General features: G+C 67.2%; 13 protein-coding genes. 7 read left to right on the top strand and 6 right to left on the bottom strand.

The window, feature by feature from the left end; genetic code table 11:
• Positions 1-2 precede the first annotated feature (2 nt).
• Positions 3-443, bottom strand: coding sequence for a VOC family protein (locus ABFP37_RS12610; protein WP_078027585.1), 441 nt, complete (start codon positions 441-443; stop codon positions 3-5).
• Between the two features lie 63 nt (positions 444-506).
• Positions 507-1,268 carry a type II CAAX endopeptidase family protein gene (locus ABFP37_RS12615; RefSeq protein WP_078027584.1) on the bottom strand — a complete coding sequence of 254 codons (762 nt, stop codon included), beginning with the start codon at positions 1,266-1,268 and terminating at the stop codon, positions 507-509.
• A gap of 88 nt (positions 1,269-1,356) precedes the next feature.
• Between ABFP37_RS12615 and ABFP37_RS12620 the strand changes: the two genes are divergently transcribed.
• From ABFP37_RS12620 to ABFP37_RS12635, 4 genes are all read left to right on the top strand, one after another.
• A complete protein-coding gene (locus ABFP37_RS12620) occupies positions 1,357-2,379 on the top strand; it encodes a metal ABC transporter substrate-binding protein (RefSeq protein ID WP_347033773.1) in 1,023 nt (340 codons plus the stop codon).
• Positions 2,376-3,248: a metal ABC transporter ATP-binding protein gene (locus ABFP37_RS12625; protein ID WP_078027582.1), complete on the top strand. Its 873-nt coding sequence runs from the start codon at positions 2,376-2,378 to the stop codon at positions 3,246-3,248. Before ABFP37_RS12620 ends, ABFP37_RS12625 begins: the two co-directional genes overlap by 4 nt.
• A gap of 2 nt (positions 3,249-3,250) precedes the next feature.
• Positions 3,251-4,126 (top strand): metal ABC transporter permease, encoded by an 876-nt coding sequence (locus tag ABFP37_RS12630; protein ID WP_078027581.1) that lies wholly within the window; start codon positions 3,251-3,253, stop codon positions 4,124-4,126.
• A 211-nt stretch (positions 4,127-4,337) separates the two neighbouring features.
• Positions 4,338-6,182: an ABC-F family ATP-binding cassette domain-containing protein gene (locus ABFP37_RS12635; RefSeq protein ID WP_347033774.1), complete on the top strand. Its 1,845-nt coding sequence runs from the start codon at positions 4,338-4,340 to the stop codon at positions 6,180-6,182.
• Positions 6,183-6,369: 187 nt separating this feature from the next.
• Here the strand turns inward: ABFP37_RS12635 and ABFP37_RS12640 are convergent, their stop codons facing one another.
• Together ABFP37_RS12640 and ABFP37_RS12645 are read right to left on the bottom strand one after the other, a co-directional pair.
• On the bottom strand, positions 6,370-8,298 hold the full coding sequence (locus tag ABFP37_RS12640) for a hypothetical protein (protein WP_347033775.1): 1,929 nt from the start codon (positions 8,296-8,298) through the stop codon (positions 6,370-6,372).
• On the bottom strand, positions 8,295-8,774 hold the full coding sequence (locus ABFP37_RS12645) for a hypothetical protein (RefSeq protein ID WP_139362727.1): 480 nt from the start codon (positions 8,772-8,774) through the stop codon (positions 8,295-8,297). Before ABFP37_RS12645 ends, ABFP37_RS12640 begins: the two co-directional genes overlap by 4 nt.
• Positions 8,775-9,146: 372 nt before the next feature.
• On the opposite strand from ABFP37_RS12645, the gene ABFP37_RS12650 reads away from it, so the two are divergent.
• Positions 9,147-10,607: an amino acid permease gene (locus ABFP37_RS12650; protein WP_078027577.1), complete on the top strand. Its 1,461-nt coding sequence runs from the start codon at positions 9,147-9,149 to the stop codon at positions 10,605-10,607.
• Positions 10,608-10,694: 87 nt separating this feature from the next.
• Here the strand turns inward: ABFP37_RS12650 and ABFP37_RS12655 are convergent, their stop codons facing one another.
• Positions 10,695-11,420: a dienelactone hydrolase family protein gene (locus ABFP37_RS12655; protein ID WP_347033776.1), complete on the bottom strand. Its 726-nt coding sequence runs from the start codon at positions 11,418-11,420 to the stop codon at positions 10,695-10,697.
• 86 nt (positions 11,421-11,506) lie between these two features.
• Positions 11,507-11,683 (bottom strand): CsbD family protein, encoded by a 177-nt coding sequence (locus ABFP37_RS12660; RefSeq protein WP_078027575.1) that lies wholly within the window; start codon positions 11,681-11,683, stop codon positions 11,507-11,509.
• A gap of 207 nt (positions 11,684-11,890) precedes the next feature.
• Here ABFP37_RS12660 and ABFP37_RS12665 point away from each other — a divergent pair, with 207 nt between their 5' ends.
• Entirely contained in the window at positions 11,891-12,349 is a 459-nt protein-coding gene (locus tag ABFP37_RS12665) for an SRPBCC family protein (RefSeq protein WP_347033777.1), read from the top strand.
• Positions 12,350-12,360: 11 nt separating this feature from the next.
• Positions 12,361-13,038 (top strand): pentapeptide repeat-containing protein, encoded by a 678-nt coding sequence (locus ABFP37_RS12670; protein ID WP_260680551.1) that lies wholly within the window; start codon positions 12,361-12,363, stop codon positions 13,036-13,038.
• The last annotated feature ends 56 nt before the right edge of the window (positions 13,039-13,094 follow it).

Below are 13,094 nucleotides of genomic sequence, written 5' to 3' on the forward strand. Positions count from 1 at the left end.
GGTCAGCTGATGCAGAACTCGTTGCCCTCGGGGTCCGCCATGGTGTGCCAGGAATGCGGGCCCTGGTTGGCGGTCCAGAGGAATGTCGCGCCGCGCGCCTCCAGTTGCTTGCGTGCCACATCCTTGTCCTTGCCCTCAAGGCGGACGTCCCAGTGGACGCGGTTCTTCACGGTCTTTTCTTCCTGCGATATCTGGAACAGCATGCGCCGCGCAGGCTGCTTGGCTTCGATCTCCTCACCCGGGCGGATCGCCGCGCCGTCCCGCCACACCAGCTTGCCGCTGTGGGTCAGCGTGTCAGCGTCCGTGGCGAAGCCCTGCTCAATCATGGAGCGGATGAAGCCTTCGTCCTGCGGCTCCACGGCCCAGCCCAGCGTTTCGGCCCACCAGTCGGCGAGATCGTGTGGATTCTTACAGTCGACGGTGATCTGAATGTTGAGTCCCATGGGACAAAACTACGACGCCGGCGGTCGCCGTGAACAGGGCAGCGGCGGTCGCGTGCCGGGGCACTACCCCTGCACGTGCTGCAGCTGGTCGAGCAGTTCCGGCGGGATCGAGTAGAGGAAGATGGCGGCCAGCAGGTTCTTGGCCGCGTGGACGAAGTAGGAGAACATCAGGTTCCGGCCGGTCCACACGTACACGAACACCAGGGTTGCGCCCATGGCCAGGTAGGGCATGAGTGCGGCAAGGGTGAGGGCTTCCTGGCCCACGATGTGCAGGGCGGCGAAGAGCACCACGGACAGGGCGCAGCAGATCCAGATATTGAGGCGCCTGCTGAGTTTGCCGATCAGCAGGTGCCGGAAGATGTACTCCTCCACGAACGGTCCCACCACAACGACGAGCGGCACCATGAGCCACGCGGGCACCTGCCGCATGAGCACCTGCAGCCCGGCCTGGTTGGCGGACGTCTCCGTGGTGCCGCCCACCAGCACCAGCACGGCGGTGAAAATCATCATGGCGAGGACCGATGCCGGCACCATTGCTGCGGTGAACCACGGCCTGGTGGCCAGCACCCTGAGGTCGCGCGCCACCACCTGGCGGGCGGCGAACAGTGCCAGGATGCCAAGGCACCCGTAGAACAGGAGGTTTACTCCATATGACGCGACGGCGGGGGTCGGGGCAAGCTGCCGGAGCAGCGGAAGGAGGAGGTCCCCGGCCACGGCGAAGAACACGGCGAGAGTCACGTAGAGGCCCACCGTGGTGAAGTCCAGCGGCGAAAACCGGTAGAAGTCCGCGCGCGGCGGGGGAACGGTGCGTCGGATGGTCGCCATCCTTCAAGCGTAGTCCGGACGGGCGGCGTGGAGTTCGACGGCGGGACCCGCGTTGCAGGGGCCCGGTCGCCACCGTAGAATATTCGGCATGCCTAACTCTCTGTTTCGGTGTGCCAAAGTTGTCCGCCGAACCATCGCCCGCCGGCGCGCGACGACGCACGCCGTGTCCAGCCAGTCCGTTGCCCGCAGCGCCGCGGCCGCCCGCGGGACGGGAGCCGCCGCCGTCGTGCTTCTCAGCCTGGCCCTGGCCGCCTGCGGCGGGAGCACCTCCGGCCGGGGCGACGACGGCCGCCCGGTGGTGCTGACCACGTTCACGGTGCTGGCGGACGTTGCCCAGAACGTGGCTGGCGACAAGCTGCGGGTGGAGTCCATCACCAAGGCCGGCGCGGAAATCCACGGGTACGAACCCACCCCGGGTGACATCCGGAAAGCATCGCAGGCGGACCTGATCCTGGACAACGGGCTCAACCTCGAGGCGTGGTTCGCGCAGTTCGTGGAGGGCGTGGACGTCCGGCATGCCGTGGTGAGCGACGGCGTGGACGCGATGCCCATCAGCGAGGACTCCTACAAGGGCAAGCCGAACCCGCATGCGTGGATGTCGCCGGTCAACGTGCAGATCTATGTGGACAACATGGTGAAGGCCTTCTCCGAGCTGGATCCCCAGAACGCCAAGGTCTTTGAATCGAACGGCAAGGCCTACAAGGCGAAGCTGCAGGCTGTGCAGGACGAGATGAAGGCCAAACTGGCAGCAGTTCCGAAGAACCAGCGGGCCCTCGTGACCTGCGAGGGCGCATTCTCCTACCTGACGCGGGACGCTGGCCTGGAAGAGGTGTACATCTGGGCGGTCAATGCGGAGCAGCAGGCAACGCCACAGCAGATCACTGACGCCATCGGCTTCGTCCGGAAGAACAAGGTCCCGGCCGTCTTCTGCGAATCAACCGTGTCCGACGCACCCATGAGGCAGGTGGTGGAGGCCACCGGCGCCAAGTTCGGCGGCGTGCTTTATGTGGACTCGCTCTCCGAATCGGACGGGCCGGTGCCAACGTACCTTGACCTCATCCGGCACGACTCCCAGCTGATCACCACCGCACTGGCAGGGGCTGCATCGTGAGCGCCTCCGCCACGCCGCAGCCAGCCACGGCTGAGCCTGCCGCGCCGCAGCCCGCCATCCTGGTGGAAAACGTCACGGTGCACTACGGCGAGGTGCTCGCCCTCGACGGCGCCTCCCTGAGCCTGGAGCCCGCCCGGATCTGCGGGCTGGTCGGCATGAACGGCTCGGGAAAGTCAACGCTGTTCAAGGCCATCATGGGCATGATCAAGCCCGACGCCGGCCGCGTGCTCATCAACGGTTCTCCGCCGGCCAAGGCCCGCAAGGAAGGCGGCATCGGCTACGTTCCGCAGAGCGAGGACGTGGACTGGCAGTTCCCGCTGTCCGTCCGGGACGTGGTGATGATGGGCCGCTACGGGCACCAGGGATTCACACGGCGTCCGTCGAAGGCGGACCGCGCCGCCGTCGAGCTTGCCCTTGACCGGGTGGAACTCTCCGAGTTCGCGAACCGGCAGATCGGCCAGCTGTCCGGCGGACAGAAGAAGCGTGCCTTCGTTGCCCGGGGCATCGCCCAGGGCGCCACCATGATGCTCCTTGACGAACCGTTCGCCGGCGTGGACAAGCGCTCGGAAGCCACCATCACACGCCTGCTGCGCGAGCTCGCGGCGGACGGCTGCACCATCCTGATCTCCACGCACGACCTCCACGCCCTGCCGCAACTGTGCGACGAGGCCGTGCTGCTCATGCGCAAGGTGCTCATGCACGGAGCGCCCGAGGTGGTGCTGCAGCCGGAGAACCTGGCCATGGCATTCGGCCTGGATGTCCTCAACCGGGCGCTTCCGGATGAGGACCTCCCGGACCAGGACGCTCCGGATGCTTCCGGCGCGGGCCGCCAGGCGCAGGATCTCTCGAACCAACAGGGCAGGAACTGACCATGGACCTCTTCGACCTCCTGCTGGAACCGCTGAGCTATGACTTCATGGTCCGCGCCATCCTCACCACCGCGCTCGCCGCCATTGTCTGCGCGGTGCTGAGCTGCTGGCTGGTGCTCATCGGCTGGTCGCTCATGGGCGACGCCGTCTCCCATGCAGTGCTTCCCGGCGTCGTGCTTGCCTACATCGTGGGCGCGCCCTTCGCGCTGGGTGCCCTGGTGTTTGCCCTGATCGCGGTGACCCTCATCGGGGTGGTCCGGAACACCAGCCGGGTCAAGGAGGACGCGGCCATCGGCATCGTCTTCTCGTCGCTGTTCGCCCTCGGCCTGGTGCTGATCTCCGTCACGCCGAGCCAGACCGACCTCAACCACATCATCTTCGGGAACCTGCTGGGCGTCAGCATCCCGGACCTCATCCAGGTCCTCGTGCTGGGAGTCGTGGCGTTCGCCATTTTGATCCTGAAGCGGCGGGACCTCACCCTGTACGCCTTCGATCCCACGCACGCCCACGCCATCGGGCTGTCCCCGAAACGACTCGGCGCGCTGCTGCTGGGACTGCTGGCGCTGACGTCGGTGGTGGCACTGCAGACGGTAGGCGTGGTCCTGGTGGTTGCCATGCTCATCATTCCGGGCGCCACCGCGTACCTGCTGACGGACCGGTTTTCGCGCATGCTGGTGATCGCTCCGGTGATTTCGGCGACGTGCTCCATCGCCGGGATCTACTTCAGCTATTACCTGGACACGGCGTCCGGCGCCATGGTGGTGCTCACGCAGGGTGCCGTGTTCGCCGTCGTCTATCTGTTCAGTCCGCGGCAGGGACTGATCGGCACCCGGCTGGCGAAGGCCCGCCGGCGGAAGGCTGCTGCGCTCGCCGTCTGAGCCGCGCTCGCGGTTTGAGGCGAGGGCCGACGGCGGTGCGCGCCTTGACGCTATCGCCGCCGCCGGGCAGGCTTGACGCATGAAGTCCTAATTAGCGGCGCCGGCCCTGGCCGCGCTGCATCCCGTCGACCGGGCCCCGTGGAGTACCCCCGTGATTCACTTCCCTGCGGGACAGGCTCCGGGGCCGCCCTTCGGATTGCGAGGACTTTCCATGACTGAACCCACCGCCCGTACTGAACAGCTGCACCTTTCCGGCGTCGCCCACGGTTACGGGGACCGCGAACTCTTTGCCGGCGTCGAGCTGGTGATAGCACCCGGCGAACATGTGGCGATCGTCGGCGAAAACGGCGCGGGCAAGTCCACCCTGTTGAGGATCCTGGCCGGCCATGAGGCGCCGGACTCGGGGACGGCCGTCCGCCAGGGCCGGGTGGGATACCTTGCCCAGACCTCCGGCCTGCCGGCGGGGTTGACCGTTGCCGACGCCATCGACGACGCCCTGCGCGCCCTGCGCGGCATGGAAGCCGAACTGGAACGGCTGGAGGCGGGACTGGCCACGGCTGAAGCACAAGAACTTGAGGCGTACGGGAGCCTGCAGACGCAGTACCAGCTGCGCGAGGGCTATGCCGCGGAATCGCGGGTGGAGGCGGCGCTGGACCGGCTGGGCCTGGGCGGCGTGGAGCGGGGCCGGACGCTGGGGTCGCTGTCCGGCGGGGAGCAGGAGCGGGTTGCGCTGGCGTGCCTGCTGGCTGACCCGGCGGACATCCTGCTCCTGGACGAGCCCACCAACCACCTCGACGCCAGCGGCACGGCCTGGCTGGAGAACCGCCTCGCCGCGCACCGCGGAACCGTGGTGGTGGTCTCACACGACCGCGTGCTGCTGAGGAGGGTCGCGTCCACCGTGATTGAAGTGGATGCCGAACGCCGCACCGTGAACCGCTACGGCAACGGCTACGACGGCTACCTGAAGGAGAAGCGGGCCGAACGCCAGCGCTGGGTGCAGCAGTACCACGGGTGGATCGACGCGATGGCCGCGGAGCAGCGGCAGGCCGAAACGGTCTCCTCGAAGATGGGCTACGCCCGCCAGCGCGACGGCGACAAGATGGGTTTCGACTTCAAGGCTGGGACGTGGGAGCGCGCTGCCACGAGCAAAATCCGCAACGCCCAGGAACGCCTCCGCCGCCTGGAAGCCAACCCGGTGGAGCGGCCGCCGGAGCGGCTGAAGCTGGATGCCGGGCTGGAGGAAGTTCCGGGCTCCGGCCCGGGCGCCGACGGCACGTTGTCTGGCGGTTGGTTGCCCGGCGGTGGGACGGCCGGCGGCGGGACGGCCGGTGATGGGGCGGCCGGTGGTGGAACTGCCGATGGTGACGCGTCCAACCTGGTGCTGAGGGCGCGCAGAGCCCGGCTGCCGGGCCGGCTGGACCTGTCCGAATTCCGCGTGGACCGGGGGCAGAAGATCCTGATCACGGGCCCCAACGGTGCGGGGAAATCCACCCTGCTTTCGCTGCTGGCAGGCACGCTGGAGACTCCTGTGGGCGAGGTGGAGCGCCGGGGACGGATCGGCTATCTCCAGCAGGAGCTCGAGCCGCCGCGTTTTCCGGCACTGCGCCTGCTTCCGGCTTTTGCCGCCGGGCTGGGCGGAAACATTGACGACCACGCCGACGCGCTGCTGCGCCTGGGACTCTTCCGTGCCAGCGAGTTCCACGTGCCGGTGGGCGGGCTGTCCGCCGGGCAGCAGCGGAGGCTGGCGCTGGCCAGGTTGCTGCTCGGCCACAACGACGTCATGCTGCTCGATGAACCCACCAACCACCTGGCGCCAGTGCTCGTGGAGGAGCTTGAGACCGCGCTCGCGGGCTTCGGCGGAACGCTGGTGATGGTCAGCCACGACCGCGCCCTGCGCCAGTGGTTCAGTGACTGCGCCGGCCGCTCCGGGCACCGGCCGGCTGAGCGGGGCGGGGGAGATCATCCCGCAGGATTGACCGCGGCACCTCCCCGCGGCACGTGGCTGAGGTACACCATGGAGGGCGGCATACTCGAACCGGCACCCGTGTCCGCCTAGCGCGCCTTCCGGAAAAAGCTGACGCCCGGTGCCGGCGGCTTGCGGCCGCCGGCACCGGGCGTCAGAGTGTGCCTGACTACTTCGTGCCTGACTACTTCGTGCGGAAACTACTTCGTGCGGGAACTACGTATCGGAGGACGACCGTCCTATCGGGGACGGCCGTCTTGTCGGCGGACAACCGTCCGGTTTACCGGAAGAGGTCGTTGTAGGTTCCCATGATGATGCGGTCGCCAGGTGTCGACTTCCTGATGTAGTCAACAACTGCCCAGTCGTCCAGCGAGATGCATCCCGCCGTCGGGACCTTGTTCATGTGCAGGAAGATGGCGAAGCCGGCGTCCTGGACAATGTTGGGGCGGTTGTAGTTGACCACCACGCCCTGGCGGTAGTCATGGGTGGCGCGGGTGGCGAAGTACCACATGTTCTCGTCCCAGCCCACCCACGAGGAGGACTCGAAGTACTTGTTGTACGTCGCGGTCCAGGGGTTTCCGCCCCAGCGGGAGCGGGGGCTCAGCGTGCGGTAGGCAAGCTTCGTACCCGGGTTGCCCAAGCCGAAGGCCTCGGTGACCGAGTAGGACCCGGTGGGGGAATACAGGTTGCGGGTTGGCCCGGATGCGACGCCCGGCGCCTTAAACCCGGACGCGCCCACGTAGCCGTCGGTCTTCCAGTCCGGGACGTACGTGCCTGCGATCCGGACGCAGTAGACGTTGGTGGCCCGGGACATCCCGTAGCCCTGCGTGAACGTGAGGAGGACCCGGTTGGCACCGTACGTGGAGTACTTGGTCCGCCCGTTGTTGAGCTTCTGGCACTCGGTCATCCCGTACGTCCGGGTGCCCGCCGGCATCCAGCTGATGAAGCCGCGCTGGAACGACTGGATGCATTGCCCGGGCGAGCACTTCTCGTTAGCCGTGGGGTAGCCGAGTGTTCCGCCGGCACCCCCGCTGGCAGCGAACCTGCTGCCGATTCCGCCCCGGACAATCCAGGCGCTGGTGGTGGGCGACCAGTGAATTGTGCCGCCCTGGAAGCGCTGGAGGCAGCCGCTGGCCGGCTGGCCGCAGGCCTCGTTGGCGAGCGGGTACCCGAGGGAACTGCGGTTTGCCCCGGCGGCGGCGTAGCGGCTGCCGATGCCGGCCCGGGTGATCCACGCTCCCGCGGCCGGGGACCAGTAGATGAGTCCGCCCTGGAATTTCTGGCTGCAGCCTCCGGCGGCCTGGCCGCAGAGTTCGCCGGCGGTGGGGTAGCCCAGGACGCCGTTCTGAGCGGCGGTTGCGCGCCACCGTCCGGCGATGCCGCCGCGGACCGCCTGTGCTCCGGTCAGCGGCGACCAGAAGATGGCGCCGCGGTCGAAGGCCTGCGAACAGCCTCCGCCCTTGAGCCCGCAGATTTCGGCAGCGAGCGGGAGGCCGAGCACGGTTTCGGCGCCTGACGCGGCCCAGCGGCTGCCGATGCCGGTCCTGGTGGAGAGATTCAGGAACTGCGTGCCGGTCCAGACCAGCACTTTTCCGCTGGAGAACTTCTGCAGGGACTTGCTGCCGATGACTGTTTCATCGGTGACCGGGTACCCGAACGTTGGAAGTGCCCCGGCCGCATGCCATCGCGGGCCGGTGCGTCCGGAGGCCGTGAAGACGGGGTGGGCGCCGGTCGTGGAGGACCAGTAGATCGAGCCGGCCGTGAACGCCTGGACGCAAAGGCCCGCCGAGCACTGCTCGTTGGCTGTCGGCGCACCGAGAGCGCCGCCCTCGCCGCCCAGGGCGAGCCACTTGGAACCGATGCCGCCGCGCGTGACGAACTCTGGTGCCGGATCTGGTGCCGGGTCAGGTGCGGGCGCGGGGTCGGGCGCGGGGTCGGGTGCGGGCGCCGGGTCAGTGGTTGGATCGGCCAGTTGAGTGGCCGGCATTTCCCCTGTTCCGGACGTCTCGGCCGGGGCTGCCGGGGTATCGGGCTGCGGGGTGGCTTCTGCCGTTGCGGGCAGGCTGCCCGTATCCGTGGCCGGCCCTGTATCCGGGCTCTGCGCCGGCGGCGTGGACGGCGGGGCGTCGTCGGCGAGGGCGGGCGAAGGCGCAAAGGATCCGGCCGCGAAGCTCAGGAGCAGGGCAGCCGCAAGTAATGTTTTTTTCACGAAGCGTCCTCCACCGAGACAACCGGTTCACACGTGCCTTGTTGGCCCGCGGTTTTCGCAAAGTTCTCGGCTGACACGTCCGCAGACTTTCCTGGCTGGACGGTTTCCGTGATGAGGGCGTGGCCCTGGACGGCAGCGCCGACGGTCACCGCGACCGCCACCGAGTACGTCTTGGCTTTGTCCGACTTGTTGACCAGTGTGGCCTTGAACGTCCAGGACCCGTCCGGGCCCGCCGTGCAGGTGTGTTTCTCCAGGGCGTCGATCGCATTGAGCGATGTGGAGACGTCCGTGGGCAGGGATGGTGCGGTGGTAGCCGGCAGTGACTCGGCCGGCGTCTGAGACTCCGCCGTCGAGGTTGTTGCCGTTGGTGAAGGTGCCGATTGGCTTGCGCTCGGTTCGGCAGGGCCGGAGCCGCCGCCTGAACACCCCGCAACTGCTAGCAGCAGTGCTGCGGGCAGTAGTGCTCTCTTTCTCATAGTCCCCCCTGAGGAATGGCGCGAGTGCCATGTGCCCGCGCGAGCGGCGCGGACGCAGGGCCGAAACGTGTCCCGGCCCATGGTGCTCAGGGTAGCGGTAATTAGTGACATTCTGGAGGATTTTATCCATTCGAATTAGGAGCCGGCCGCCCCGGTCCAGGATGCTGCGCAGGCCGGAAATGTTGCCCGCGTCACGGGGCACTCCGGAAATCTTGTAAGATGGATGAGCCGCGCGAACCTTCGACGCTTCGCGAGTTTTTGCACACATACGGCCCTCATAAGGGGTTGGAACGCGAATTATCTGTGCAAATACTCCAGGTTCCGGAACCGGCATTGCCCCTACGGCATCCCCCCGACCTACAAGGAACAGCTGTGCCTCAAAGTACCCCCACCGAACTTAAGAGCCCGACGGCACCATCCATCGCCGTCGACTCGACCCTCAGCGCCGAGGGCTATAAGAAGACCCTGAGCGGCCGCCACGTCACGATGATCTCGATGGGCGGCGCCATCGGCGTCGGCCTGTTCATGGGGGCCGGCGGACGCCTGGCCTCCACGGGCCCGGCGCTGATCTTCTCCTACGCCATTGCCGGTGTGATCGCCTACCTGCTGATGCGGGCACTGGGCGAGCTCATCATGTACCGCCAGACCTCGGGCTCCTTCGTCAGCTACGCCGGCGAAATGTTCGGCAAGAAGGGCGCCTTCCTGTCCGGCTGGATGTACTTCATCAACTGGGGCATGACCGGGATCGCGGAACTGATCGCGATCGGCCTGTACTTCCAGTTCTTCTTCCCCAACGTGCCGGTGGAAGCCTCCGCGATTGCCGCCCTCGCGCTGCTCGTGGCGGTGAACCTGCTCAGCGTCAAGGCGTTCGGCGAGTTTGAATTCTGGGCGTCCTGCCTCAAGGTCGGCGCCATCCTGATCTTCCTGGCCGTCGGCACCTTCATGGTGGTCACCAACGCCAAGGTCGGCGCCGGCCACGCCTCAGTCGCCAACCTCTTTGCCGACGACGGCGGGATGTTCCCCAAGGGCGCCCTGGTGATGGTCCTCGTGCTCAACGCCGTGATCTTCGCCTACAACGGCATCGAACTCGTCGGCATCACCGCCGGCGAGATGGAAAATGCCAAGCGCGAAGTGCCCAAGGCGATCCGCGCCGTCGTCCTGCGCATCGTGGTGTTCTACGTAGGGTCCGTGCTTCTCCTGGCCATGCTGCTGCCCTCCGACCAGTACAAGGCCGGCGTGTCCCCGTTCGTCACCGTGTTCGGCCAGATGGGCCTCGGCTGGGTGGGCGATGTGATGAACATGATCGTCATCACCGCCGCGCTGTCCTCCTGCAACTCGGGCCTGTACTCGATCGGCCGCGTCTTCCGCACCATGGCCAACAACGGGCATGCCCCGCAGTGGCTCACCAGGATGTCCAAGCGCCACGTGCCGTACGCGGCCATCCTCGCCATCGCGGCCTTCTACCTCGTGGGCATCCTGCTGAACATCTGGCTGGGCGGCTCGCACGCGTTCGACCTCGCGCTGAACACCGCGTCCATCGGCGTGATCTTCACCTGGGGCGCCATCTTCGCGAGCCAAATCGCACTGCGCCACCAGAAGGGCAAGGTTTCCAGCCTCCCGATGCCCGGCTCGCCGTGGACCAGCTGGGCCGGACTGGTCGCGCTGTTGGCCATCGCCGTGCTGATCGGCTTCGACACCATGACCAGCAAGACCGGCGAGGTCTTCCACCTGGGCCTCTGGACCCTGGCCACCATCCCGTTCTTCGCCGTTGTGCTGTGGCTGGGCTGGCAGAAGGTCAAGAACAACCAGCCCAAGAGCGAGCTCTTCAGCTAGCCTTTCCACCCAAGCAGTCCGACTCAAAGTCGTTCGACGGCAGGCCCTCCTTTCGGGAGGTGCCCGCCGTCGTCGTTCTTCCCGATGTCAGGTCTTCAGGTGTTTGGCGAAGTGTTCCTCGATCCGGCGCCACGCCTCCGGGGCGGACTGCGGATCCGGTCCGATGCCGAGCACGCGCATCAGCGGGCGCAGCGGGCGCGGCCCCTCTTCCTCATCGTTCAGGAAGGAATGTCCCGCGGCGGGGAATTCCTGCACGTCATGCTCGACCCCCAGCGCGTCCAGGGCGGCTTCGAGCCTGGCGGCGGCACCCTGCAGCGTCCGGTCCTTGCCGCCGTAGTTGGCCACCACCGGGCAGGCGCCCTGCAGTGCTGAACCCAGGTCGCGGGGGAGGCGGCCGTAGTTGACCGAGGCGGCGTCAAAGCCGTCATTGGCGGCCAGCAGGGCGAATCCGCCGCCCATGCAGAACCCGATGACGCCCGTCTTGCCCGTGCTGAGGTCAGAGTCGCGCAGCCAGGTCCGCGCCGTGGCCAGGTCAGTGAAGACGCGGCCTTCGCCGGTGATCATGGACCTCATGGCGCCCACGAGGCAGCGCCGCGGGCCGCCGTCGCTGAACAGGTCCACGGCCAGGGTCAGGTAGCCGGCTTCGGCGAGCCGGTCGGCGTGGCGGCGCATCTGATCGTTGAGGCCGAAGGCCTCGTGGATCATCACGACGGCGGGAAACGGGCCGGCGCCTTCTGGTATCGCAAGGTAACCGCCCAGATTGAGCGAACCGCCGGCGGCGACGCTGGCCCGGCTCAGGTCTACGTGGGTCATGGCCACAGTCTTGCAGACGCAAACAGCGACGGCGGCCTCCCCCCAAGGAGAGTCCGCCGTCGTTGCACATGCAGGTTCGTGAGGAGCTAGTCCTTCTTGAACTCGTCCTTGACGTCTTCGCCGACCTTCTTGGCGTCGGCAACAACCTGGTCCTTCTGGCCTTCGGCCTTCAGGCGGTCATTGTCCGTGGCGTTGCCGGCGGCTTCCTTAGCCTTGCCGCCGACGCCCTCAGCCGTGTTCTGAATCTTGTCTCCGATGCCCATGGTCGGGAACCACCTTCCGTTGCCGGTTGATCTGACAAAGCCGTTTCAGCCTAACACAAAGCATGCTTACTAATTCAAGGCGGGGACCCGGCGGCGGCCTCCTGGGCTGGGCGGTGGTGGCCTCCTGGCTGGCTGGGGCGGTCGCGGGGTGGGCGGGCAGGCAGCCGGTGCGTGCTCAATGTCGGTCCCCGGCACTAGGCTCGGAACATGGATCACAGCACCAGCCTGACTCAGCACGTAAACGCAAGCCCGGAGAAGGTTTGGGCGGTGATTTCGGACATCCCGGGTTCGGCGGCCACGCTTTCGGGCGTCGAATCCATCCAGATGGTCAGCGGGGGCCCGTACGGGGAGGGCACCCGCTGGAAGGAAACCCGGTCCATGATGGGCCGCCGCGAAACGGTGGAAATGTGGGTGTCCGAGGCCGACCCGCCGCGCAGCACCACGGTCAAGGCGCTGCAGGGCGGGGCCGACTACACCTCCCGGTACACGCTGGCGGAGCGCGACGGCGGGACCGACCTCACGCTGACCTTCGGCGCCGAGGTGCTCAAACCGACGGTGCTCAGCAGGATCATGATGGCCATGTTCAGCCGCATCGGCATGAGCATCACGCGGAAGGCACTCGCCAAGGACCTGGCCGAGATCGCAGCGAAAGCGGAGTCACTGTAGTGGCGGGCCGCGTGGCGGGGAAGCCCGCGCACGGCAAGGCCTTGAAGGTCACGCCCCCAAGGCTCGCAGCTGTCCGGCTGGAGGGGCTCCGGGATGATGACGCGCCGGACTTCCGGCGCGGAGAACGGTACGACGGCGTGCGGTACAGCAGGGCGGATGCCGACGGCCTGGAGCTGAGCGGCATTGTCTTTTCGGAGTGCGAATTTGCCGGGGTTTCCTTCAATGAGGCACAGCTGCGCGGCGCCAGCTTCCGTGACTGCGTCGTGGAGGAGGCTTACGCCCCGGTCCTCAGTGCGGCCCGGTCCACGTTGCACGACGTCGAGTTCAGCAATCCCCGCTGGGGCTCGGCTGAGCTGTATGAGAGCGGCTGGCAGTCCGTGAAGATCGACGGCGGGAAGCTGGACTATGTCAACCTGCGCGGCGCCCGCCTGGCGGACGTCCTGATCAGCGACTGCATCATCAACGAGCTGGACCTTGGTTCGGTCACCGCTGCCCGCGTATCGCTGAAGAACTGCACCATCGGAAGCCTGGACCTGAGCGGAGCCAAGCTGAAGGACTTCGATCTCCGCGGCACGGATTTCCGGACCATCAGCGGCCTCGGCAGCCTGGCCGGCGTGGTGATCGACGACTACCAGCTCGGCCTCATCGCCCCGCTCCTGGCGGCTCATATGGGAATGGTGGTGGCGTAGCCCGGGGCGTCTGTAACAGGGGGCCGGTTGACCGGCCCGGCTGGCCGTGTAATCTT

Source organism: Burkholderia sp. RS01, assembly GCF_039748055.1.
Classification (GTDB): domain Bacteria; phylum Actinomycetota; class Actinomycetes; order Actinomycetales; family Micrococcaceae; genus Arthrobacter.

What these genes read in the sequence shown, in the direction of transcription:
- ABFP37_RS12630 (WP_078027581.1), top strand. Translation starts at nt 3,251, where the DNA reads ATGGACCTCTTCGACCTCCTGCTGGAACCGCTGAGCTATGACTTCATG.
- ABFP37_RS12610 (WP_078027585.1), bottom strand. Translation starts at nt 443, where the DNA reads ATGGGACTCAACATTCAGATCACCGTCGACTGTAAGAATCCACACGAT.
- ABFP37_RS12645 (WP_139362727.1), bottom strand. Translation starts at nt 8,774, where the DNA reads ATGAGAAAGAGAGCACTACTGCCCGCAGCACTGCTGCTAGCAGTTGCG.
- ABFP37_RS12620 (WP_347033773.1), top strand. Translation starts at nt 1,357, where the DNA reads ATGCCTAACTCTCTGTTTCGGTGTGCCAAAGTTGTCCGCCGAACCATC.
- ABFP37_RS12615 (WP_078027584.1), bottom strand. Translation starts at nt 1,268, where the DNA reads ATGGCGACCATCCGACGCACCGTTCCCCCGCCGCGCGCGGACTTCTAC.
- ABFP37_RS12655 (WP_347033776.1), bottom strand. Translation starts at nt 11,420, where the DNA reads ATGACCCACGTAGACCTGAGCCGGGCCAGCGTCGCCGCCGGCGGTTCG.
- ABFP37_RS12665 (WP_347033777.1), top strand. Translation starts at nt 11,891, where the DNA reads ATGGATCACAGCACCAGCCTGACTCAGCACGTAAACGCAAGCCCGGAG.
- ABFP37_RS12635 (WP_347033774.1), top strand. Translation starts at nt 4,338, where the DNA reads ATGACTGAACCCACCGCCCGTACTGAACAGCTGCACCTTTCCGGCGTC.
- ABFP37_RS12660 (WP_078027575.1), bottom strand. Translation starts at nt 11,683, where the DNA reads ATGGGCATCGGAGACAAGATTCAGAACACGGCTGAGGGCGTCGGCGGC.